Raw genomic sequence first — 22,813 nt, 5'->3', positions numbered from 1 at the left:
CATCTTATAAAATAAAAAATCCCCAAAACAAATGATGTTTGGGGATGTAATTGGATTACAATGTGAATTTTGCAATTGTGTTCATAAGCTCTTGGCTTGCATGTTTTAGTGTTTCCGTTGAGTGTTTGACTTTATCAAGGGTGACAAGCTGTTCATCGGTTGATGCGTTCACTTCCTCTGCTGCGGCAGCTGATTCCTGTGATATGGCTGAAATGCTTTGAATGGCTTCAGAAATCGCAAGCTGTTCTTCACTCATTCTTTGAATTTCCGCGTAAATGTGATCAATACCTTGTACCAGTGACTGCATTTCTGCAGTTATCGTATTTAATACCTCTCCAGTTTCGTGAATTGCACTGTTTTGTTCATCATTCATTCTGCTTGCCTCAACCATCGCGTGAGAGGCCTCTTTTGTCTCAAGCTGGATAAGCTTCACAGTCTCGCTGATATGCTTTGTAGAAAGGGCTGATTGCTCAGCTAACTTCCGCACTTCATCGGCTACGACGGCAAAACCGCGCCCGCTTTCTCCGGCTCTGGCTGCCTCAATACTGGCATTTAAGGCAAGCAAGTTGGTTTGATCAGATATGTTTGAAATCGCTGTAACGACTTCTTCAATATTCTTAGTTTGATTTTCCAAATCCAGCAGCATCGTTTCAACCTTTTTCGTTTCCATATTGGCTTCGTTTGATTTCATCAGCAGCTGGCCGAGCGCGTCAAGTCCTTTATAGCTTGCATCCTCGGACGATTTTGAGCGTTCTTTAATTCCGCCTGCCTCCTCAGCGATTTGCCTGATTTTCGTTGACAGGCTTTCCGATTTTTCATTAATGGTTTCAACTTCAGAAGCCTGTTCCGATGCCCCTGCGGCTACTTCTTCAATCGCTTTTGCAATTTGTCCGCTTGTTTCATTAGTTTCGGCAGCCACAGCCGTTAGTTGTTCAGAGGTGTCAGATACTTTCCCTGAAGAGAGTCTCACTTGCTCAACCATTTCCTTCATATTTTCAACCATCAGATTGAAATCTCTTGTTAAAATACCGACTTCATCCTTAGATTTTGATTCCGCGCGCACTGTTAAATCGCCTGCGGAAACAGCTTTCGTTTTTACGATCAGCTGCTGTATCGGACCGGTTATCGTTTTGGCCAGGAAGTAGCTGAGAATAATTGTTATGATAAGCGCAATCAATGATATCCAAAGATTGGCCCGATTCATTTTATCTGAAATCCACATTAATTGATCGGTATCAAATTGCGTTCCGACCTTCCAGCCTGTCTCGCCAATCGTTTGGTACACAACCATTTTCCCATTCACATCTTGTATCCCTTTTTTCTCGGATGCGATGGTTTGCAGTGTTTGATCCTTTGATATATTTTTTCCTTGATTTGACGGATGGGCTAAAAGATTGCCGCTCGCATCAGCTAAAAAGGCAAATCCTTTGTAAGGCACCTTTTGTTTATTGACCATACTCTGGATAGCAGAGAGTTTCAAGTCATAGCTGGCAACCCCTATCACTTTTTGCCTGTCTAAGATCGCTTTCGATGCAGTAACAATCATGTCTCCTGTCACGACATCTTTATAAGGTTCCGTCCAAACAACTTGATCCGGGGTTTCAGCTGCAAGCTTATACCATGGTCTTGATGTTGGATCGTAATCCTCAGCGAAATCCGCTTTTGGATATGTAAACATTTCTTTTTTTGCGGTGCCTATGTAAGCCATCGCAACATAATCATCGTTGTCTTTGATTTGCTTAATGTCATCGTGAAACAGCCGAGAAGCTTCTTTACTTGGTTTCGTTACAAATGTATGCGTTAATTCCCCATTAGCCAATCTTGATAACGAAATGGCATAACTCTTTAATTGCAATTCAATATTTTGTTCAAGTGACTGCGTCACGTTTTGAGTTGTATTTTTCCCATCCTCTGTAATCATCGGTTTTAGCGTCAAATAAGAAGACAGCATTAAGAGAACAACTGTGATGATTAACATAATCGAAACAAAAACAGCAATCTTCATGTGAAGTTTTTTAAACAAACCAATCCCCTCCTAATTTCTATATCGGCCCTTTCGTTTGAAAAATGAATAATCAAAAAATAAATTATAAGAAAATCGGAATATATTTACTGAAAATTCAATCTTCGTTATAATGAAACAACATAAGGAGAGTGATGATCATACTAAAACAAATGTATGTGCATGACGGCAGAAAATTTGAGGCTCTGACCATTAGAAACTACACTGAGACTGACATCGAGAGGCTGATTTCTCTTCAAGAAGAATGTTTCCCTCCTCCGTTTCCCCAGGAATTGCTGTGGTCAGAGGACCAGCTTGCCAGCCATATCAAAACCTTTCCGGAAGGCGCTTTATGCGCGCTCATCAATGGCAGAATTATCGGTTCCATGACTGCTCTTATTGTACAATTTGAGCCTGATTCTCCTGATCATACATGGGCACAAGCAACTGACAACGGATCGATTAAAAATCATGAACCTCATGGAAATACTTTATATGTAGTGGATATTTCTGTTTCTCCTCATTATCGAAAGCTTGGAATCGGAAAATGGCTGATGAATACGATGTATGAGCTGACTGTTGATAAAAGACTGGAACGCCTTCTCGGCGGCGGCCGCATTCCTTTGTATTATAAATACGCACACGAGATCAGCGCTGTTCAGTACGTTGAAGATGTGATGGAAGGCAGGAAAAACGACCCTGTGCTGTCCTTTCTCCTCCGTTGCGGGCGTTCACCTATTCGTGTAGTCAGCAATTATTTGGAGGATAAAGAATCATTGAATTACGGCGTTTTGATGGAATGGAAAAATGTTTTTTATAAAAAAGCGAGCTGTTGATCACAACAGCCCGTTTAAGTGAAATATTCAATTTTTGCGTTAGGGAAAAAGGTATCAATATAGGATTCAAGTGCCTCTCGAAGTGCATGCTCTTCATCTTTCTGATAAATATATTTTCCGATCCCGTAACGGCCCCATTTATAACGGCGCTTTTCTTCATCTAATTCGAGCTTCGTCTTCGGATAATTTTTCTCTATCACTCGTTTGGCCGGTTTTGTAAAACGGTGTTGAATTAATTCAAACGTAATGTCATGTCTAACGTCCTGCGGCAAAGCAGCATCTAGCTTTTCAAACAGATGTCTGTATCCTTCTTCCCAGCCTTCATGAATATAAATCGGAGCAACAATAAAGCCTAGCGGGTAGCCTGCTTTTGCAACTTTTACTGCCGCTTCTATCCGCTTATCAAGAGGTGAAGTTCCCGGCTCAAAGTTTTTAATCACATAGTCGGCATTAATACTGAATCTGAATCTCGTTTTCCCGTTATGCTTTGCGTCTAATAGGTGATCGACATGATGAAATTTCGTTACAAATCGGAGCTTTCCGAGATCACTTTGGCCAAAATGTTCAATGGCGCGCTTCAGCGTGTGTGTCAGATGATCAATTCCTACAATGTCTGACGTACATGATGCTTCGAACCTTGTGAACTCTGGTGCGCGCTCCTTCATATACTTATCTGCCTGATCTAAAATCTCTTCGACGTTTACATAAGTTCTGATATACGGCTTTGATCCCATGGTTGTTTGCAGGTAGCAGTAATGACAATGCCCCATGCAGCCTGTTGCAAACGGAATGGCATATTCGGCCGAGGGTTTGGATGAATCAAACTTTAATGTTTTCCGGACACCGATAACTAAAGTTGATTTCGCATTGCGATATTGCTGAAGATGATTTTTCCCAGGGATATTACGCACCTGATTGTGGGATGTCGTTTCTCTGATTTCAATACCCATATTCTCAAATTTATCTTGTAATTCTTGGCCCAGCGGATATTCCAGCGCCCTCGGTTCTATATACACAAGCTGCGGAACAAATGGGTTCTGCATGATGCCACATCCTTTTCCTTTACTAACGTTACTTTTCTCACTAGGCGGAAAGGATATGAGTTGTAATGATTTCCTTGTTACTCATACGGATCAATATCAAACAGTTCTTTGTAAAGCGATTTAGCTTCTTCATAGCTTGCAAACACAGCATCGTCCTCTGCGAATGGATGATAGGTTTCATAAATAAACAGGGAAAGCTCGCCTTCATGGTATGGATGGTGCACAATTTCGGCTTCCTTTATGTGGGCTACATTGGCGGCGTGCGGATTTCTGTAGATCACATAAACAGTATCTCCTGCGTTAAATTGGTTTGACATACTATCCCTCCTAGCCATGTTATTGTGTCCTTCTATACCCTTACTTATGAAAAAAACCAGACAGGCCGGAGGCCGTCTGGTTTTTGTACATTACTTGAATGTTTCTTTTACGAACGCGACAACTTCTTCTGTCGTGCTCATAGATAAGATTTTCTCTTTGAATGACTCAGCTTCTTGTTTAGACAATTTGCTGATTTGTGTTCTTGCCGGAAGGATAGACGTTGCGCTCATTGAGAACTCATCTAAGCCTAAGCCGAGAAGGATCGGAATCGCAATCTCGTCTCCTGCCATTTCTCCGCACATGCCAACCCATTTTCCTTCTTTGTGTGCTGCTTCAATTACCAGTGTAATTAAGCGAAGGATTGCCGGGTTGTATGGCTGATACAGGTAAGATACACGTTCATTCATACGGTCAGCTGCCATTGTGTATTGAATCAAATCGTTTGTTCCGATACTGAAGAAATCAACCTCTTTAGCAAACTGATCAGCGATGACTGCAGTTGACGGAATCTCAACCATCATTCCGACTTCAATATCGTCAGATACAGCCTGTCCCGCTTTTACGAGCTTTTCTTTCTCTTCAAGAAGGATCGCTTTTGCTTCTTTGAATTCGTTAACTGTCGCAATCATAGGGAACATGATTTTCAAGTTTCCGTATGTACTTGCACGAAGCAGCGCGCGAAGCTGTGTTCTGAAGATTTCTTGCTCTTCAAGGCAAAGACGAATCGCTCTATATCCCAGGAACGGGTTCATTTCTTTAGGAAGCTGCAGGTAAGGAAGCTCTTTGTCTCCGCCGATATCAAGTGTCCGCACGACGACTGATTTTCCTTCCATACGCTCAAGAACCGTTTTGTAAGCATCAAACTGCTCATCTTCTGTAGGCAGCTGATCTCTTCCCATGTAAAGGAATTCTGTACGGTAAAGGCCAACTGCTTCTCCGCCGTTTTCAAGAACACCTTTTACATCATCAGGAGTACCGATGTTCGCTGCAAGCTCTACATGATGTCCGTCTTTTGAGACAGTCGGTTCATTGACAAGCTTCGCCCACTCAGCTTTTTGAGCCAAATAAGCATTATGTTTTTCTTCATACTCTTTTACAGTTTCCGCAGATGGGTCAATAATGACATCGCCATTGATACCGTCAACGATAACAGTCACGCCGTTTTGGATCGTGCCTGTAGCAGCTTTCGTTCCAACAACTGCTGGAATCTCAAGAGAACGTGCCATGATGGCAGAGTGAGATGTGCGTCCGCCGATATCAGTAGTGAATCCTTTTACGAACTCACGGTTTAATTGAGCTGTGTCAGACGGTGTTAAGTCTTCAGCTACAATAATAACCTCTTCTGAGATCATGCTTGGGTTTGGAATTTCGACGCCAAGCAGGTGGCCGGTTACGCGTTTTGTTACATCGCGGATATCTGCCGCACGCTCTTTCATATATTCGTTGTCCATAGATTCAAACATAGTAACGAACATAGAAGACGTTTCTTTTAAAGCGAATTCAGCGTTCACTGAATCAGTGCTGATTTTTTCTTTCACAGGGTTCAGAAGCTCAGGGTCACTGAGAACTAAAAGGTGAGCAGAAAAAATATCAGCTTTATCCTGACCCAGTTCTTTCAAAGCGTGCTCTTTGATTTTTTCGAGCTCTTCTTTTGAACGTGCAATCGCTTCATCAAAACGGCTTACTTCCGCTTCAGAATCAGAGATGTTTTTCTTTTCAACCGTTAAATCTGGCTCTTCAAGCCGGTACGCTTTTGCAATCGCGATGCCGGCTGAAGCACCAATCCCTTTTAATTCTTGCATTACTCGCCGAGTCCTTCGCTTTTCATTGTTTCTTCTAAAGCGTTAAGAGCATCGTTTTCGTCAGCTCCGGAAGCAGAGATTGTGATCTCAGCGCCTTTAGCGATACCTAAAGACATAACACCCATAATAGATTTAAGGTTAACTGTTTTGCCGTTATATTCTAAATTAACGTCAGCGTCGTATTTGCTAGCAGTTTGTACAAGAACTGTCGCAGGACGAGCATGGATTCCAGAATCTGCAGTTACTTTAAATGTTTTTTGTGCCATTTTTATCATTCTCCTTTTAACTTAAAGCTTTATTACTTCACAATATTATATCATACAACCGTACTTGTCATCTGACAAGCACGGCGTACTAACACCCTTATTTTTCAATCTTCACAATATCTTCTTGTTCTCTGTTGACTGAACCGCTTGCTTTAATGCTGACTGTTTCTCCTTCAGCAAGGTTTGTAAATACAATCGGTGTCATGAGAGATGGTACATTCGGTTTGACTGCATCCAGATCAACTTCAAGAAGTTTTTGTCCAGGCTCAACGCGGTCTCCTTCTGATACGAAAGACGTAAATCCTTCGCCCTTCAGGCTGACGGTATCAATACCAAAGTGGATTAAAATTTCTCTTCCGCCGTCGGATTGCAGGCCGATCGCATGTTTTGTCGGGAACACATTGAGAATTTTTCCGCGAACCGGTGATACGACAATTCCTTCAGAAGGGAGAATCGCAAAACCGTCACCCATCATTTTCCCTGAGAAGACTTGGTCAGGAACATCCGTAATTGGGTGAATTTCCCCGGTAATCGGAGAAACGAAAACTTCCTCGCCGATTTCATTTTGCAGCGGTTCTGCAATCACTTCCTCAACCTGCTGGCCTACTTCCTCTTGAGCAGATGTTTTCGGCTCAGGTCTAGGCTTGCGTCCCGCAATAATGTCTTGCATTTGTGTTTTTAACCCGTCAGAACGCGGTCCGAAAATAGCCTGAATGTTGTTGCCGACTTCCAGCACTCCGGAAGCGCCAAGCTGTTTCAGACGGTCTTTATCAACCTTTTTCTGATCGTTTACAGTCACACGCAGACGAGTGATACAAGCATCAAGGTGTTTGATGTTTTCCTGGTCACCCATTGCCTGCAGAATCTCATAAGGAAGATCTCCTGCTTCACCTGTTTTCCCAGGTGCTGCTGTTTCTTCCGCAGCATCCTCGCGTCCAGGTGTTTTCAGATTAAATTTGCGGATGGCAAATCGGAATCCAAAGTAGTAAATGACCGCTAACCCTAAGCCGACAGGGATGACAAGCCACCATGCCGTCCGGTTTGGTAAAATACCGAATAGGAAGTAGTCAATTAAACCGCCGGAGAATGTCATACCAATCTTAACATTCAACAGCTGCATGACCATGAATGAAAGTCCCGCAAACAAACAGTGAATCGCAAACAGGACTGGAGCAACGAATAAGAAAGAAAATTCCAATGGCTCTGTGATCCCCGTTAAGAAAGATGTCAAGGCCGCTGAACCCATAATACCTGCAACGAGTTTTTTGTTTTGCGGTTTTGCTTCATGATAAATGGCAAGCGCCGCAGCAGGCAGACCGAACATCATAAATGGATATTTACCTGTCATGAACGTACCTGCCGTTAACTGTACGCCGTCTTTAATCTGCGCCATAAAGATACGCTGATCCCCGCGGATGATTTCTCCTGCTGCACTCTTATAGCTGAAGAATTCATACCAGAACGGTGAATAGAAAATATGGTGCAATCCGAATGGGATAAGCGAACGTTCAATCACCCCGAAGATAAATGCAGCAAGGGTTGGATTCGCTTCCACTAATCCTGTTGAAAAGGCATTCAATCCATGCTGGATTGGAGGCCAGATCACTAACATAATAAGACCCAGAATCAGTGCAGAAATTGACGTAACAATTGGAACGAAACGTTTACCCGCAAAGAAACCAAGGTATTGCGGCAGTTCAATTGTGTAAAATCTGTTAAACAATAATGCAGCTAACACACCGACGATAATACCGCCGAACACCCCTGTCGCCAAGGTAGGTATACCAAGCATGTTTACATATGCAGGATGGTTTTCCGTAAAGAACTTGGCTCTTTCAACTGAATCCGAAGGAATGGTTCCGTTTGCAAGAAGAACCGCACTCATGGATACATTCATTACAAGATAACCGATAATTGCTGCAATCCCTGCAACTCCATCACCATTGGCAAGCCCGATGGCTACACCTACTGCGAAAAGAAGCGGAAGGTTATCGAAAACAATCTGCCCAGCACTTTCCATCACACCTGCTACAAGCTGAACATTGTCATTGCTCAAGAAATGCAGGACCTGAATCATGTCCTTATTTTGCATCGCATTCCCGATCGCAAGCAAAATACCCGCAGCCGGAAGGATCGCAACTGGAAGCATAAGCGCACGCCCAATTTTTTGAAGAACGCCGAATAATGCTTTAAACATAAGAATTGACCTCCTCTTTTTACTAGTCTGACCTTACAGCTAAAAATCATGACAACGAATTCACAGGCGTAAGTCTTCCAGTTTAACCGTTTACATTTGCCCTTTTACACAACAAAAAGGCATGAGCAAAATTGGGTGCGCAAAAGAACGAGAATGAACTTCCCGTTTTTTTCCCTCAATCACTCATGCCTGATCGAATCAGTAACACGTTATAAGGATAAACTGAATTTATGAAATTTTATTGGTTAATCGGTACAGATGAAGCGTCAGATAAACCGCTTCCGCCTCATGAACTGGTTTCTTCAATGTTTGCTGCAAGATTTTAATCAATTTCCAAGCTGTATTGTAGCATAGCGGATATTCATTTTTCAATAACAACATTAATTTTTCTGGTTCTTTAGTCGGTTCTTCTTTTTTAATTCTTTCTATTGTAAATCTGATATGCCTGATCAGCCGCAAATAGTTGACACTTTCCTTATTTACTTTCATTTGAAATGAGTCTTCAATCACCTCGACAAGCTGCGCCATGAGCTGAGAGTGCTGATTGACCTCGGACAGCGGACGGTTTGTCAACGCTGAATGGATATGCAGAGCGATAAAACCAATCTCCCCTTCCGGAAGGCAGAGTCCCGCTTTTTCATTGATCATATCTATGACTTCTTTGGCAATTTGGTACTCCTCAGGATATAGTGACTGAGTCTCCATTAGAAATGGATTTTTCATATCAAATCCCTGCTGCTGCCTTTTGATCGCAAATGCGATATGGTCTGTCAACGCAATGTGAATATGTTCATTTAATGAGTGATTCGTCCTATTGCTTATGTGATAGATGACATCGTTTGAAATATCAACGAGCTTTTCATCAACATAGTCAAGGAGCTTTTTAAACTGCTTTTGTTCCTTCTCGTCTTTTAAAATGAACATTTTATCGTAGCCTTTATCTTCAATGACATCATCTTGTTTTTTTCCGAAACCAATACCTTTTCCGATTAAAACGACTTCGCTGTATTTATGATGAGAAGCAATTAATACGTTATTATTCAGTACCTTTTTCACTGTGAAGGACCCATTCACGATCCTCAGCTCCTTTGTCATTCAATACCTCATATCGTACATAACGAACAGAATGCACGTCAAACCTTTTTTCAATGCATTCACTAAACAGTCGATCTTTCGATGAGACGGTAATCCAGAACTTTCCTTTCAATCGGCTGTCCTTGAATTCTTTTTTCCAATATGGCAAATGCCTGCTTTCCCATTTCCCTTGTCTGAATATCGATCGTTGTGATTCCAAGCGCTTGGCTGATTTCGTGGTTATCAACGCTTAAGATTGCAAGCTCATCCGGTACTGACACCCGCTGGTTCTTTGCTTCAAGAAAAAGCCCTGCTGAGACTTGGTCATTGGCAACAAAAATAGCCGTCGGCTTTTCCTTCCACGTATTCCATTTATGAAAAAGCGCCTTCCCATCATTGATTGTAATCGCTTTCTCAATTACCCAGTCTTCACGAAATGCCTCGCCGATCTCTTCCAATGCCTCTTTGTAGGCTTTGATTCGAAAATGGCTGTTCATGCCTTTTTTTCTTGCCAAACAGATGGCTATTTTTTTGTGCCCTTTGGCAATTAAATAGTCCAAGCCGTTCCGAAATGCTTCTTGGTGAGGAATGCTGATGGTTGGGAAGCGGGCATTATCTGAATTCTGGCAAAGCAAAATCGGGCCCTCCCATTCCATGAGTTTCTCATCAGCAAGCGCCTTTGAGCAAAAAATCAGGCCGTCAACCTGGCGCTGCTTTAATTGGGACAGCGCAAAGATTTCTTTTTGTACTTCATAGTTTGTTTGGAATAAAGAGAGGTGAACCCCGGATTCCGCGGCTGCGTCGGCTATTCCTGCAATCAGCTCTGCAAAATATGGCAGATTAACCGTCGGCAAGACAACACCAATCATGTTTGAAAATCCTTTCGACAAATGTACAGCGTGAATATTTCTCGTGTACTCCAATGATTCCATTGCCTCAAACACTCTTTTTCGTTTGTCTTCACTGACGTATGGATGATTGTTTATGACTCGGGAAACCGTTGTAACAGAGACACCGGCTTTCTCTGCAATGTCTTTAATATTAGCCATAGATTCCCTTCTTTCTAAATCCCCTTGATCTGGAATGCGTTTCATACAATATGATATGGACGTACCAGATATCTTTTTGTGTTTTTAGCTGAAAGGAGAAGATCACATGGGTTTCTTCATTTTAATTGGGTTATGTCTCACTGTTCTCGGTGGCAGCTGTCTTGCTGTAAAACCTCTCAACCAAAAACATGAAATTAAACCCTTTCGAACATTTGATGATTTTTTTATTTAATGCAGATAAAAAAGGACGATGTCGAGAACAAAGTCCTTTTTTATTTCTATTACAGTATGATCAAATCCTTTGGATATTGGGTCAGAGCAACTGCTCCGTCCTTTGTTACGTGAACGTCATCCTCAATGCGTACGCCGCCGATCTCTGGCACATAAATCCCCGGTTCGATCGTGTAGACCATGCCTTCCTGCAGCAGTGTATCGTTGGCCTGGCTCATTGATGGATACTCATGGACTGAAATTCCGAGTCCATGCCCAAGCCGGTGAGGAAAATAATCACCATATCCCGCTTTTTCAATGATTCCGCGGGCAGTTAAATCCAGATCTCCGATTCTCACACCGGGTTTGCTTGCCTCAATCGCGGCTTTTTCCGCTTGAAGCACAGTCTCGTAAATGGCCTCCTGCTTCGGATTGATGGTTTTGTATGCAAACGTTCTTGTAATATCAGAGCAATAGCCATCAAGAATAACACCGAGATCAAATAAAACAAAATCACCTTTCTTCAACGTGGCTGTACCAGGATTTCCATGAGGCTGGCCAGATTTTTCTCCGAATAAAACCATTGTAGAGAAAGACATGCCCTGAATTCCTTTTTTCTTCAGCTCATACTCAATTTGAGCGAGCACTTCCACTTCACTGATGCCTTCACGCAAAGCGGCTGTGCCGACTTCAACACCGTAATCTGCAAGCTTTGCCGCCTCTTTCAGCAAACGAATCTCATTGTCATCTTTAATCAGGCGAAATTGATTGAGTGTTTCTTCTGCTGAAACAAATTGAGCCCCGCCCGTCGCATGCTTCAGCTGTTCTGCACGTGACAGCGAGATTGAATCCTTTTCTACCGCAAGCATATGTATGCTGATATTTCGCTTTTTCAAAGCCTTCTCTATCAGCTCCCACGGATTTTCGTGATCCGCATAGCCAATGATTTCATGATTCCAGCCTGCGTTGCGGGCCTGTCCTGCTTCCATTCCTGGACAAACAAAGAAAGGCTCCTCTTCTTGAAAAATAAATAACCCCATTAATCTTTCATGCGGCTCTGTGTAAAAACCGGTTAAGTAAAAAACATTTTCTTTCGTATGAATAAATGCGGCAGTATGCCCCGCTTCCTTCAGCCATGAAGAGACGCGTTGTATTCTATTCACTTCTTGTTCCTCCCTGCCATTTGCAATGCATTGTTCTGTCTTCCATTGTAACAGGTTTTACCGGTGTTTGCCTTTCACGACGCCTTCATTTTCTAATGCATTTTATTTCCTGCTCCTCTTCCTGTATACTGACAGTAACGTTCAATCGCAGGGGGGTTGTTCCGTTTGCTGATGAATTTTTTCAGACGAAAAGCAGTTATGCTCTTAACGGTTTTGGGAATTTCCGCTCCTTTTATCGGGATGAAGATGGTGGGCTTTTATTATTACAGCTCTATCATAGGCTGTGCAGCGGGTTTCCTTTGCTGCACCCTCGCTCTCATCCTAGTTATGAAAAGATCTGATAAAGACAAAAATGAAGGGAAAGCTTGATACATAAAAAGCCAGCAGCCTGATTAGGCTGCTGGTTTTATTTTAGGAGTCTTAAACCGTTTAGTATGACTAAAATCGTGCTGCCCTCATGACCAATCACGCCAAATGGCAATTCCATCGCCTGCAAAAAGTTTGCACAAATCAGCAGGCAGATTACAGCTAGAGAAAACACGATATTTTGTTTGATGATCCTGTTCATTTTCCGAGACAAGCGGCACATGTTTACGAGCTTTTTCAAATCGTTTTTCATGAGGACCATATCAGCGGTCTCAAGTGCTACATCTGTTCCGCCGCCCATCGCAATGCCGACATCCGCTGCTTTGAGTGCCGGCGCATCATTGATTCCGTCACCCACCATTGCAATCGTTCCGAATTCTTCTTTTAACCGTTTGATTTCATTCACTTTTTGGTCAGGCAGGCATTCTGCCACGACAGTTGTCATGCCGGCTTCCTTGGCAATCGCTTGAGCCGTGTCTTCGTGATCTCCTGTCAGCATGGCCGTTTTAATCCCAAGTCGGTTCAGTTCTTCCATGACCTCTTTTGCTTCAGGCCTGATTTGGTCCTTCAGTGCGATACAGCCTGCTATTTGATCATCCTTTTTCACAAATACAATTGTATGACCGCTTTGAATGACATCTGATGCTGTTTGTTTCATAAATTGTGCTGCCATTTCCTCGCCGATAAAACCTGCTTTACCGACCTTCCATTTCGCACCCGACACTTCTGCCATAACGCCAAACCCTGAGGTTTCTTCTATAGATATGTAGCCGGACTGATTCACGCCGCGGCTTTCAGCGTACGCCGTTATGGCTTGGGCGAGCGGATGGCTTGATTGCGTTTCGATGGCATAGACAGCCTCAAGAACTTCCGCTTCACTGAATCCTTCTGCTATTCTGATCGTCTCTACGGCAGGCTGGCCTTTTGTTACAGTTCCGGTTTTATCAAAGGCGATCATTTGCACTGAGCCCAGCTGTTCAAGAAAGACGCTTCCTTTCACAAGCATACCGTTGCGGGCGCCATTTGAAATCAGGGACAGCGCCGCCGGCATAATAGAGGCGACAAGCGCACAAGGTGACGCGACAACCATAAACACCATTGCGCGGTAGAAGGTTTCACTCCAGCTCCAGCCCAGCGCAAAGTGCGGGACGAATAAAAGGAGCGCCACCGCAATTAGCACACCTTTCACATAAGCATTTTCAAATCGTTCGATGAAAGCCTGCGCGGGTGAAACACTATTTTGCGCTGATTCAACCAGTTTGATAATTTTTCTGAATAACGAATCTTCATTTGCTTTCGTGACACGGACTGTCAAGGAGCCATTGCGATTCACCGTTCCTGTGAATACAGTGTCGCCTGTGTTTTTTTCTACAGGCATTGATTCACCTGTTAAAGCCGACTCGTCAAGACTTGTCGAGCCCGATTCAATGATACCGTCTGCCGCTACGCGTTCTCCAGGTTTGATCACAATCATATCACCGGCCTGCAAGTCTGAAACCGGAACTCTTTTGGTTTCACCATTGACCATCAATGTCGCTTCTTCAGGCTCAAGCTGCATTAAAGACGTTAAATCTCTGCTGCTTTTATTCATCGTGTATGTTTCTAAAGCTCCGCTTAAGGAAAAAATAAATATTAAAATAGCACCCTCTGCCCAGTATCCGATCAAGGCGGAACCAATGGCAGCGAAAATCATTAAAAGTTCTACATTCAGCGTTTTGGATTCGAGTGTTTCTTCGATTCCTTCCTTCGCTTTAGCAAATCCGCCGATCACAAAAGCCAGCAAGAAAAGTATTATGGATAATACCTGATATCCGGATAAGAGCCAGCCTGCCAAAATAAGAGCGCCTGATACAAGTGCTGCAATAAGCTCCGCGTGCTGTGCCCAGTTTTTTTCCCTCTTGTCTGTTTTCAATGGCTCATGCGGGTCGCGTTGAACGATAACTTGTTCATTCATATCGAATTCTCCTCTCTAATTGAGAACGTAAATCATCTTCATTTCTCTTATAAAAACAAAATCGCTGCCCAAAAGGCAGCTTTATCGTCAGTTATTTCTTGATGTCTTCCTTTATTATAGCACGCACGAAGAGAATTTCAATTATAATTATTTTAATTTCTTTTTGATAATAATTATCATTAATGTTTATTCACTTCTTCTCTATATGAAAAAAGCTGAGAGTCTATGCTCTCAGCTATTCTTCCGTCCATTCCTTCAGTTGTTCCGCTGTCATCGGGCCAATTTTTGTTTTTTCAATTTCTCCCTTTTCATTCAGCAAAAATGATGTTGGGATCGTGATGATATGATACTCCTTCATCAATTCCCCTTTTGAGTCAAGGACAATCGGAAACGTCAGCTTGTTTGCTTTAATAAAGTCTTCAACGACTTGCTGATTTTGTTCCGAATTCACTAAATTCACCGTTACCAGCTTTACACTGTCGGATGGATGGGCATCATAAAACGATTGAAACTGTGGAAGCTCCTTTTTGCAGGGCGGGCACCATGACGTCCAAAAATGGAGAATTGTTTTTTGCCCTTTATTCGGAATCGAGATGTCCTCCCCTTCTATCGTTTTCATAAGAAAAACAGCGGGAACAGCAGGCTGTTTTTCCTCAGCTTGTGCCGCACCTGGAAACCATGCAATCAACCCTAATAACATAATGTATATAGTAAGCAAGCGCTTCGTCAACATGGAATCTTCCTTTCATGCTTTTCAATTAGCTTGCCCCTGCTGTTCCTTTATCATCCTTCAATTCGCGGCGTTCTGGTCCCTCCCGTAAGAAATACAGATACCTTCAATGCTTTGCAGATCGTGGCATAGTGCAGGCTCGTCAAAAGAATCATGCCAGTGTTCATTCCAAGGATAATCCCGAGCATTTGCAGATTCTCCATTGATCCCAGTACATACATCATACTTAGCGCAACGATATGGCTCCATACATTGTGATAAAAAGCCTCTTTCACAAAACCCATCCCGATTAAGCACGCCTGCAGCGGCATGACAAACAGATGAAAGAGAAAGTAAGGCCACAACAGCTGCAAGTAATACTGCGCTTCAGGAGAGTGAAAAAACAAATGCGTGAGAGGTCCCGCAAACTGGAACATGACCCAGACGGCAGGTATACCGTAACCTAATGTAATGAAAATCGACTGCTTCAGCCTTTTTAACACGATGTCATACTGAGAAAGTGCATAAGCTTCCGAAATACTCGGTATCATGACGACCATTAACGAATGGGCAATAAAAGCAGGGAACGACCCTATCGTCACAGCCACTCCTGCCAGCATTCCGTATTGATCGATCGCCGCTGTCCCGGCAACGCCCGCAGCCAAAAGAGCTCCTTTTACTAAAAAGGGTTCAATTGCATTGACAACCGCATGAAAAATACGCAGTCCTGTTGTAGGAATTGAAACAGCAAGCAGTCTTTTCCTTACATCCTTTCCGCGCAAATGAATGTGCTGCTGGCCGGATAACGCCCGCCTTGCCATGATAAATTGTGAATATAAATAAACAAGCACGACCACATCACTCACGACTAGAACAAACAAGGAAATCAGCACAGCCATGTCCAATTCAAATGAGTACCATTGAAAAAAGAGGAATAAGCACAAGAGCTGGATGATTTTTTTCAGCACATTGGCAATTGCGATCTTCCCCATTTTCTGCACACCCATAAAGTAGCCCCTGGCGATTGAAGTAAAGGCGACAACAGGAATTAAGCCGATGACAATCCCTTTAATAAACGGGTGGTATGTATCAAATACCGGAATAAACGGAAGCGCAATACTAGCGGCGGCAGTAGAAAAAGCAGTAAAAATGGCTGTCATTCTGAAAGCGTGCCTCAGCATGCTTTCATGAAGCTTAGGATTTGACTCGGCAATGAATTTAGAAATGGATATCGGCAGTTCCAGGCTCGCGATGACAATAATTAAAAAGATCGTGGGCAAAATACTCATGTAAAGCCCCATCCCATGCTCGCCAAGCTCCCGCGCCAAAATCATATTGACGACAAATTCAAGGCATTCAGCGAAAAAGGCGGCAATGGATAAAAGAATGATCCCTTTCACAAATCGATTCATGATGTCTCTCCTTGTCTCTTGTACTACCAACATCATATGAGACAAGTTCAAAAATTATTTTATTTTTACTCTTTATATGAAAAAAAGCACAGCTGAGACAAATTGTCTCTTCTATGCTTAGACGGCAAAAACGTGTCTGCCGATTTTTTCTACGATTTTTCTTGAACGAATCCAATTATCTGACGCTGTTTTCGGATTATAAAAGAATATGGCATCTGTTTCTCTATTTTTTGAGGACAGCGCTTCTTCGGCAGCTTCAATCGATTCTTTATCAGGCTTTTGGTTAATGCTCCCGTTTGCGACCGGTTCAAAGGCGTTTTTCTGATAAATAACTCCTCTTATCGTATCAGGAAAACCTTTTTTCTCCGTCCTGTTCAGTACAACGCTTGCTACAGCGACCTTGCCTTTATATGATTCTCCTTTGGCCTCTGCGTGAACGAGACGGGACAGCAACTCTTTTTCAGACTGTGTATATGTTTCTTTCTCATCATTTGTTTTGTCCGGTTTATCTTTCTCTTTCTTTTCAGTGTGTGCTGATAGCTTAATCGGTTTTATTTTCTTGTCTTTATCAGCAGACAGTGAAGGGAAAGATTCATTCGTATTTCGATCTATATGTGTAAGCCATTTCGCTTCTTCATGTTTTGTCTTCTTTGCGCTCAGTAGTGAAGCTTGTGTATGCTCAATTTTGGCTGCAGGCATGAAACAAAGAAGAAAAACAGCCAGAGCAGTGAATTTCGTTGTCATACAGTTTCCTCCTTAAAGTGCTCCAAAAAACACTTCATAACCTTAACAAGAGATCCATTCATTTTCACGGAAAAAGATTTTCCAACTCTCCCAAGGAGGTATCAGGATGGAATAAAGAGGATGACTCACTGCTTAATGGCAAAAAAACAGTCTGAAATTCTATAAATATTGTTAAATTAAAACATGTTTATCCATCTTTGGTACTTTACATTTTATTTACACCTGTTACAGACAGCTGTAATAAAAGGCTTGTGTTCTGTCATATATGATAAAAAGGCTTCTCACGTATGAGAAACCTTCAGCTTCTTGGCTGTTCTAAGTATTGAAAGATAACATCTCCGCCTTGCTGGGCAATTCCTCGGAAATGTTTAAAATCATCTTGTTTAGATAACACGGCCCTGAAATCAAGAAAATGCTCTTTCTGGACTCTCAGTTCGTTTATGGCGCCGGTGCGCAGCTGTTCAATCATTTCTGTTATTTCTTCGGGACGCAACAAAAATTCCCCCCTTTTCTTTCTATTGACGAAAATCAATATATCATCTTTATAGCGACAGAACAATTCATAAGGGAGATAAAACTCCTTATCGCTTTACTTCTCAATGAAAATACTGCAAAATACTTTCAAAAGGCATTATTATGTTTAAAGGAGAGGAAGCTTGTGAAAATCGCTAAGGTTGGGAATGTCATTGAATTTAAAAACGGATTAACCGGTGTTGTTGAAAAAGTAAATGAGAATTCTGTTATCGTTGATGTGACGATCATGGATAACTATCGGGATCTTGAGTTAGATTCATTGACAGTTGTTAATCATAAAAATTATAAGATCATCAGAGACTCCTATTAAAACCTCCTTATTTCCACATTTATTCAAAAAACTGCAAGACGGACAATTTAACACCTTACATATGAAATTCGCTTTCTCAAAAGCTGCCGGCCGGCAGCTTTTTTACATAAAAAACACCGATCATGAATCGGCGTTTTTGTCTATTTCCGTTATTTCTATATAGAACTCGCTGACGGCCCCTGGTTCGTACAGGTTGGTCAATGATGTTGAATAATTTGTCATTTCCCCCCGGAAGGCAAGATCGCGTTCCGGAACCTCGACATTAAACGTTTTTTCATACAACAGGACAGCGATATCATGGTAAGTCTCACTCGTAACGTTTAAGGTAAATGCAATTTTTCGCTTCGGCTCGCTCTCCTCTTGATATGCAGCCATTTCTAACGTTACATTGTTTAACCGCAATGTCTTCACTTCATATCACTCCTTTATAGTCCATGCATCTTAGCATACCTTAGCGAATGTTTACAATGAATCTGTTCTTAACGGTTATATGAACCAATTCATTCGAAAAGACACCTTTACAAACATACGTTCGTTAAATTATAATAAAACAGACGAGCTGCCATCCAGCATCCCGTCTTTTCATTAGAAAGCGGCGAGTGGAATTCCCCCCGGATTCGCTCGTCTTTTTTATGTAAAAACCCCCTCATTTCTAAGGAGAAACCATATGGTCGATTATCAACAAGTCATGCTTCACCATGCGTACAATCAATTCTCATCATGTTTTTTAGATAAACCAGCATCCATTCAGGAAGTATATGAGTGTATGCTTTTAAAGTTCTAGTTAGTCGTGCGCTTCCATATCGATCCTGAACAATTCTGAATGAAATGCGATAACCCTGCTATCAAGTAGCATGTGTATGATTAAATCATGGAAGCAGAATAAATTCAACACATCCGTAAAATGCGTACTATAACATAAGTTTGAATGTGTATTTCAAGCCCAATGTAATGCCTCGTGTAGAACATTTTGGGAGAAGGGCCTATGGAATGCCCTCACTGTTTTACCCGCACTCGTAATAAACTCCTTTCAGTATGTCCATTTAGAGATTCATTGCAATTATCTTCGAATTTTGTTCTGAACTATAAATCATTATATATTTTTAAACACTGTATTCCAGACTGACGCATCTTCTTGTCCAAGACTCCAGCTGCCAAGACCTTTCAGATTATATTTTTGAGCGAGTTTTATTTTTGCTCTGAGTGACTGTTCATTTTCAAACCATAATGTATATGTTCCCGAAGGCAACGGCCCCTTTTTATCGTGATTGACAGTAAAAATAGCTTTTGGAGATTGACTCTTGGTGTCAAAAATAATTGTCCCGCTATGCCTTTTTACTAACAACAAGGTAAAGGGGAATGGCTTGAGAGGCAGATTGGCCTTCCATCCAGCAGCGGCCATAGAATGGCAATCCTAAAACTAGTTTTTGAGGAGAGATTTTTTGGGTCAGAACATATTGAATGGACTTTTCCACCCATCCTACACTTGCAGTAGGCCCAGCAAGGCGGCTTTCATCATAGGCCATAACCATAAGATAATCTGCATATTTAGCTAAATACTCGTAATCATATGATCCGTGCCAGCCCTTCGTCCAGCCAAAAGGATTTGCCGCCACTGCAACTGATACTTCTTTATGTCTAGGAATACTTTTCCTTACTAATCTAATAAAATCTGTAAATAGATTCCGATCTTTTTCTGTAAGGTTTTCTATATCGATATTAACTCCATCCAAATCCAGTTCTTCTATTGCATGAGAAATTTGTTTAGCTAAAAGAACTCGGTTCATTAATGCAAATCGTCCCAAATCCTGATCCCAATGATTGCTTAGAAAAGGAACTACTTTTAATTTTCTTCTATGAAGAGCTTTAATCACATCGGGATTAGCTGAACGGAGAAGTAATGATCCATCTTTTCTGATATAGAAAAAATCAGGAGACACAACATTTAATACTCCGTTCGTTTGATCAACGTGTTGAATAAAGTCCCATCCTAATCCAGAATAGTAATAGCTCATTTGAAACATCTCATAACCCCTTCATCCCCAAAAATATCAAGTTCCCCACAAATAAAAAAATGAGGATTGTCATTTCAATTTGATTCGCTTCCGAAACCTCAAAGATTATCTTTCTCTTATCTTTATAATTTGTCCAGGATAAATTCTATCTGAAGAAAGCTTATTAAGATTCATAAGTTGTTGTACCGGAATTTCAAAGGATTTGGCAATCGTCCATAATGTATCGCCGGATTCCACATGATATACTTCGTATGTCACGGGAAATTCCATATAACGAGGCGTTCTTTTTACTTTATTCGCTTGATTTCTTATTTTAGGTATTTTCCCCTTCATTCATATTACTCTCCTTTAGAATAATTTGTTATTAATATTTCTAAACAGTTTCTCTCTAATCTTAATGATTTGTCCAGCATATATTTGATCTGATTTGAAATGATTAAGCTCCATGAGTTGCTGCAGGGAAACATTATACTTACTGGCAATTATTGATAATGTTTCACCGGGAGTAACATGATGGATCACGTATTTTTCTTTGAGAACATCTACATAATGAATGGTTTCCCCTAAGTTTCTTATGATTCCTCTGCTTTTTAGCACCTCAAGCATTCTCTCGGCTCTATGCCGATAGGAATCATTCTTTACAGCCTTTTTACCGTTTATCTGAATCTTTTTTCTCTCGCTATCATGATTTAAATAGTATTTAACCTTTTCCAATGTTTCTTTTGGGGAGGAAGAAACGATGAGATCGCGGCCAGGTTTGAATTTACCTCGAACTGCTGGTGTATCCGATGTCAATAAAAACCCCCCGGAACCAAGAATCTCATAGGTGCGTTGTGTAAGTTGGCTTTCACAGTTTTGCAAACCGATAATGATTTTTGCTGAACTGTAAACTTTATATGCTTCAGTATAATCAAGGTATCCATGGATCCAATTGCGGGGAATTTCTCTTCCTATATATTTACTCATTTTTTCCCAGTTTCTCCCCCAAAAATCAATGCGAATACCCTTCCGTATAAGAGGACGAATAAGCGTTTTTAAAGAGGACGAACGGAACACTTCCGGATGTTCTTCAAGAAAATTAGGGTAAGCATTAGCCACCACTGCTATATCACAACTGTATTTCGCTAATGGTTTAATCTGGTGATGTATACTTTCGTGAAATGCAAAGTCTAAGTGAGCTGCTTTAATCCCCATGCTTTCATAAGTTTTACACAGAGAAGGCGTGACCGTGAAAACAAAATCCGGTTTCATCTTTTTAATTAACGGGATAGTAAAGTTTTGAGTGTGCAGCGGGTCTTCAGTTGCCCAATAAACGAGAGGGATATTCACCTTTTTAGTAGCGTTGCGAATCCAGGCCTGCTTTTCCCTTGAATGCTCTGGTGTCCATCCCATAGATACTATTAAATCTGGTTTAAATTCGTCTATCATTTCAGTTATATTTTCCCGACTTACAGGACCGGAAATCATTACGGTATGTCCTGCTTCCCTAAACCCATTCGGTAAACCATAGAGCCACATGGGATGACTCTCAAGGAAAAGAATTTTCACACATTTCCATCCTCTCTTTCACTTTTTAATGTCTACTTTATTGGTATGTATATGTAATATAACTTGTCGCGGTACTAGTCTATAAAAAACGTTCAGGTGTGAGATCACGAGATAGCTTGTGTGGGATGCCCCACAAAAAAAGAAAGCAACCTACAACATATTTTCCTATGTGGTTATTCAGGACATAAGGATTCCTTTAAATATTTTTAAAAGTATTAGAATACAAGGACAGGGATATTATTTTTTATTAAAAGTCAAGAGCCCCCGTTACTTTAAGTACATTTATTCACAGTGTAATCTTTTTTACAGGTCATTTAGTAGTAGCCCCAGGAAAATGCGAATTTACAACGTTAATCAAATTCAAATATAAAAAAGTCGAATTCCCTGTCCTTTAAGGAAAACGACTTTTTTATACGACTTCTTCAAGTAAATCCCCATTAACCTTTTTTGGGGACTATTTGTAATCTCTGCGCAGTGAAATTATACCTGTGCTAGCCCGCCATCTACGAACAATTCAACACCCGTCAAGTAACTGCTTTCGTCTGAAGCAAGGAAAGATACAGCGTTTGCTACTTCTTCAGGTGTCCCAACTTTTCCAGCTGGAACAGTATTTCTGCTATTTTCCAGTACCTCTTCAAGTGCATCACCAAAAAGCTCATCGTAGGCAGGTGTAAGAATACCTCCTGGACTAACCACATTTACACGGATTTCAGTACCTTTTAGGTCAAGAATCCAGTTGCGAACTAGTGCTCTTAATGCTGCTTTAGATGCTCCATATACACTAAACGCTGGGTTGCCAATTGATCCAGCAGTAGAGCCCGTTACAATAATAGAACCTACTTTGTCCGGGAATAGTGATAACGCTTTTTGAACAGTAAAGATGGTTCCTTTAACGTTAATGTCGAACGTTCTATCAACCTGCTCTTCAGTAATTTCACCTAATGGAAGGAAGTTGCCGATGCCTGCATTAGCAAAAAGAATGTCCAACTTACCTTTTTCCTGCTTTATAATGTCATATAGTTTGTCTAAGTCTTCAAGCTTAGAAATATCACCTTGAACACCGGTTACGTTCTTGCCAATTTGGTTAACAGCTTTATCAAGTTCGTTTTGTCTACGTCCCGTAATATAAACATATGCACCTTCGTTTACAAATTTTTGTGCTGTAGCAAGACCAATCCCACTTGTTCCACCCGTTACAAGCGCTATTTTACCTTCAAATTTACCCATACTTAACACTCCTTTAGAATTAATTTTATTTTAT

The 22,813-nt window shown here is 41.4% G+C and carries 22 protein-coding genes; 3 read left to right on the top strand and 19 right to left on the bottom strand.

The window, feature by feature from the left end; all coding sequences use genetic code 11:
* Positions 1-55 precede the first annotated feature (55 nt).
* Positions 56-2,023, bottom strand: a complete 1,968-nt coding sequence (gene mcpC / locus NST22_RS07570) for a methyl-accepting chemotaxis protein McpC (RefSeq protein ID WP_003245443.1) — start codon at positions 2,021-2,023, stop codon at positions 56-58.
* A gap of 134 nt (positions 2,024-2,157) precedes the next feature.
* Between mcpC and NST22_RS07565 the strand changes: the two genes are divergently transcribed.
* Entirely contained in the window at positions 2,158-2,838 is a 681-nt protein-coding gene (locus tag NST22_RS07565) for a GNAT family N-acetyltransferase (RefSeq protein ID WP_003245627.1), read from the top strand.
* Positions 2,839-2,852: 14 nt separating this feature from the next.
* On the opposite strand, the gene splB is transcribed toward NST22_RS07565, so the two are convergent.
* The 8 genes from splB to papB form a co-directional block, all read right to left on the bottom strand.
* Positions 2,853-3,881 carry a spore photoproduct lyase gene (splB, locus tag NST22_RS07560; protein WP_003245173.1) on the bottom strand — a complete coding sequence of 343 codons (1,029 nt, stop codon included), beginning with the start codon at positions 3,879-3,881 and terminating at the stop codon, positions 2,853-2,855.
* 77 nt (positions 3,882-3,958) lie between these two features.
* On the bottom strand, positions 3,959-4,198 hold the full coding sequence (gene splA, locus NST22_RS07555; RefSeq protein ID WP_003218644.1) for a splAB operon transcriptional regulator SplA: 240 nt from the start codon (positions 4,196-4,198) through the stop codon (positions 3,959-3,961).
* 90 nt (positions 4,199-4,288) lie between these two features.
* On the bottom strand, positions 4,289-6,001 hold the full coding sequence (ptsP, locus tag NST22_RS07550; protein ID WP_003218638.1) for a phosphoenolpyruvate--protein phosphotransferase: 1,713 nt from the start codon (positions 5,999-6,001) through the stop codon (positions 4,289-4,291).
* Complete coding sequence (locus NST22_RS07545; RefSeq protein WP_003154654.1) at positions 6,001-6,267, bottom strand: phosphocarrier protein HPr; 267 nt, start codon at positions 6,265-6,267, stop codon at positions 6,001-6,003. Before NST22_RS07545 ends, ptsP begins: the two co-directional genes overlap by 1 nt.
* A gap of 97 nt (positions 6,268-6,364) precedes the next feature.
* Positions 6,365-8,464, bottom strand: a complete 2,100-nt coding sequence (gene ptsG, locus NST22_RS07540; protein ID WP_003244661.1) for a PTS glucose transporter subunit IIABC — start codon at positions 8,462-8,464, stop codon at positions 6,365-6,367.
* A gap of 228 nt (positions 8,465-8,692) precedes the next feature.
* Entirely contained in the window at positions 8,693-9,559 is an 867-nt protein-coding gene (glcT, locus tag NST22_RS07535; RefSeq protein WP_009967114.1) for a ptsGHI operon transcription antiterminator GlcT, read from the bottom strand.
* 62 nt (positions 9,560-9,621) lie between these two features.
* On the bottom strand, positions 9,622-10,587 hold the full coding sequence (locus tag NST22_RS07530; RefSeq protein WP_003244772.1) for a LacI family DNA-binding transcriptional regulator: 966 nt from the start codon (positions 10,585-10,587) through the stop codon (positions 9,622-9,624).
* Positions 10,588-10,868: 281 nt separating this feature from the next.
* Positions 10,869-11,960 carry a di/tri-peptidase gene (gene papB, locus NST22_RS07525; RefSeq protein WP_003244662.1) on the bottom strand — a complete coding sequence of 364 codons (1,092 nt, stop codon included), beginning with the start codon at positions 11,958-11,960 and terminating at the stop codon, positions 10,869-10,871.
* Positions 11,961-12,125: 165 nt separating this feature from the next.
* Here papB and NST22_RS07520 point away from each other — a divergent pair, with 165 nt between their 5' ends.
* On the top strand, positions 12,126-12,329 hold the full coding sequence (locus NST22_RS07520) for a hypothetical protein (protein WP_003245332.1): 204 nt from the start codon (positions 12,126-12,128) through the stop codon (positions 12,327-12,329).
* Between the two features lie 37 nt (positions 12,330-12,366).
* Here NST22_RS07520 and pfeT read toward each other — a convergent pair whose 3' ends face one another.
* From pfeT to NST22_RS07495, 5 genes are all read right to left on the bottom strand, one after another.
* A complete protein-coding gene (pfeT, locus tag NST22_RS07515) occupies positions 12,367-14,280 on the bottom strand; it encodes a metal-transporting ATPase PfeT (RefSeq protein WP_003245873.1) in 1,914 nt (637 codons plus the stop codon).
* 235 nt (positions 14,281-14,515) lie between these two features.
* Positions 14,516-15,013: a sporulation thiol-disulfide oxidoreductase StoA gene (stoA, locus tag NST22_RS07510; RefSeq protein WP_003245444.1), complete on the bottom strand. Its 498-nt coding sequence runs from the start codon at positions 15,011-15,013 to the stop codon at positions 14,516-14,518.
* A 50-nt stretch (positions 15,014-15,063) separates the two neighbouring features.
* On the bottom strand, positions 15,064-16,401 hold the full coding sequence (ykvU, locus tag NST22_RS07505; RefSeq protein ID WP_003245552.1) for a sporulation protein YkvU: 1,338 nt from the start codon (positions 16,399-16,401) through the stop codon (positions 15,064-15,066).
* Between the two features lie 117 nt (positions 16,402-16,518).
* On the bottom strand, positions 16,519-17,145 hold the full coding sequence (locus tag NST22_RS07500) for a cell wall hydrolase (protein ID WP_003232442.1): 627 nt from the start codon (positions 17,143-17,145) through the stop codon (positions 16,519-16,521).
* A 298-nt stretch (positions 17,146-17,443) separates the two neighbouring features.
* On the bottom strand, positions 17,444-17,638 hold the full coding sequence (locus NST22_RS07495) for a hypothetical protein (protein ID WP_003218622.1): 195 nt from the start codon (positions 17,636-17,638) through the stop codon (positions 17,444-17,446).
* A 165-nt stretch (positions 17,639-17,803) separates the two neighbouring features.
* On the opposite strand from NST22_RS07495, the gene NST22_RS07490 reads away from it, so the two are divergent.
* The gene (locus tag NST22_RS07490) at positions 17,804-17,989 is read left to right on the top strand and encodes a YkvS family protein (protein ID WP_003232446.1); all 186 of its coding nucleotides are present in this window, start codon (positions 17,804-17,806) and stop codon (positions 17,987-17,989) included.
* 120 nt (positions 17,990-18,109) lie between these two features.
* On the opposite strand, the gene NST22_RS07485 is transcribed toward NST22_RS07490, so the two are convergent.
* The 5 genes from NST22_RS07485 to NST22_RS07465 form a co-directional block, all read right to left on the bottom strand.
* Positions 18,110-18,400: a YkvR family protein gene (locus NST22_RS07485; protein ID WP_003245399.1), complete on the bottom strand. Its 291-nt coding sequence runs from the start codon at positions 18,398-18,400 to the stop codon at positions 18,110-18,112.
* A gap of 914 nt (positions 18,401-19,314) precedes the next feature.
* Positions 19,315-20,013, bottom strand: coding sequence for a glycosyl hydrolase family 18 protein (locus NST22_RS07480; RefSeq protein WP_003245851.1), 699 nt, complete (start codon positions 20,011-20,013; stop codon positions 19,315-19,317).
* A 96-nt stretch (positions 20,014-20,109) separates the two neighbouring features.
* A complete protein-coding gene (locus NST22_RS07475) occupies positions 20,110-20,337 on the bottom strand; it encodes a LysM peptidoglycan-binding domain-containing protein (protein ID WP_003245197.1) in 228 nt (75 codons plus the stop codon).
* Positions 20,338-20,352: 15 nt separating this feature from the next.
* Positions 20,353-21,552, bottom strand: a complete 1,200-nt coding sequence (gene ykvP, locus NST22_RS07470) for a spore protein YkvP (protein WP_003245384.1) — start codon at positions 21,550-21,552, stop codon at positions 20,353-20,355.
* Positions 21,553-22,032: 480 nt separating this feature from the next.
* Positions 22,033-22,779 (bottom strand): glucose 1-dehydrogenase, encoded by a 747-nt coding sequence (locus tag NST22_RS07465; protein ID WP_003245309.1) that lies wholly within the window; start codon positions 22,777-22,779, stop codon positions 22,033-22,035.
* Between the last annotated feature and the right edge of the window lie 34 nt (positions 22,780-22,813).

The sequence above is a fragment of the Bacillus sp. PS237 genome (assembly GCF_037963345.1).
In the GTDB taxonomy this organism is placed as follows: Bacteria; Bacillota; Bacilli; order Bacillales; family Bacillaceae; genus Bacillus; species Bacillus subtilis.
The sequence above is the reverse complement of the archived record's forward strand: the minus strand, read 5'-3'. Positions and strand labels throughout refer to the sequence as shown.

Coding starts and splice junctions, on each gene's coding strand:
- NST22_RS07565 (WP_003245627.1), top strand. CDS start 2,158: ATGATCATACTAAAACAAATGTATGTGCATGACGGCAGAAAATTTGAG.
- splB (WP_003245173.1), bottom strand. CDS start 3,881: ATGCAGAACCCATTTGTTCCGCAGCTTGTGTATATAGAACCGAGGGCG.
- splA (WP_003218644.1), bottom strand. CDS start 4,198: ATGTCAAACCAATTTAACGCAGGAGATACTGTTTATGTGATCTACAGA.
- ptsP (WP_003218638.1), bottom strand. CDS start 6,001: ATGCAAGAATTAAAAGGGATTGGTGCTTCAGCCGGCATCGCGATTGCA.
- NST22_RS07545 (WP_003154654.1), bottom strand. CDS start 6,267: ATGGCACAAAAAACATTTAAAGTAACTGCAGATTCTGGAATCCATGCT.
- ptsG (WP_003244661.1), bottom strand. CDS start 8,464: ATGTTTAAAGCATTATTCGGCGTTCTTCAAAAAATTGGGCGTGCGCTT.
- glcT (WP_009967114.1), bottom strand. CDS start 9,559: ATGACAAAGGAGCTGAGGATCGTGAATGGGTCCTTCACAGTGAAAAAG.
- NST22_RS07530 (WP_003244772.1), bottom strand. CDS start 10,587: ATGGCTAATATTAAAGACATTGCAGAGAAAGCCGGTGTCTCTGTTACA.
- pfeT (WP_003245873.1), bottom strand. CDS start 14,280: ATGAATGAACAAGTTATCGTTCAACGCGACCCGCATGAGCCATTGAAA.
- stoA (WP_003245444.1), bottom strand. CDS start 15,013: ATGTTGACGAAGCGCTTGCTTACTATATACATTATGTTATTAGGGTTG.
- ykvU (WP_003245552.1), bottom strand. CDS start 16,401: ATGAATCGATTTGTGAAAGGGATCATTCTTTTATCCATTGCCGCCTTT.
- NST22_RS07500 (WP_003232442.1), bottom strand. CDS start 17,145: ATGACAACGAAATTCACTGCTCTGGCTGTTTTTCTTCTTTGTTTCATG.
- NST22_RS07480 (WP_003245851.1), bottom strand. CDS start 20,013: ATGTTTCAAATGAGCTATTACTATTCTGGATTAGGATGGGACTTTATT.
- NST22_RS07475 (WP_003245197.1), bottom strand. CDS start 20,337: ATGAAGGGGAAAATACCTAAAATAAGAAATCAAGCGAATAAAGTAAAA.
- NST22_RS07465 (WP_003245309.1), bottom strand. CDS start 22,779: ATGGGTAAATTTGAAGGTAAAATAGCGCTTGTAACGGGTGGAACAAGT.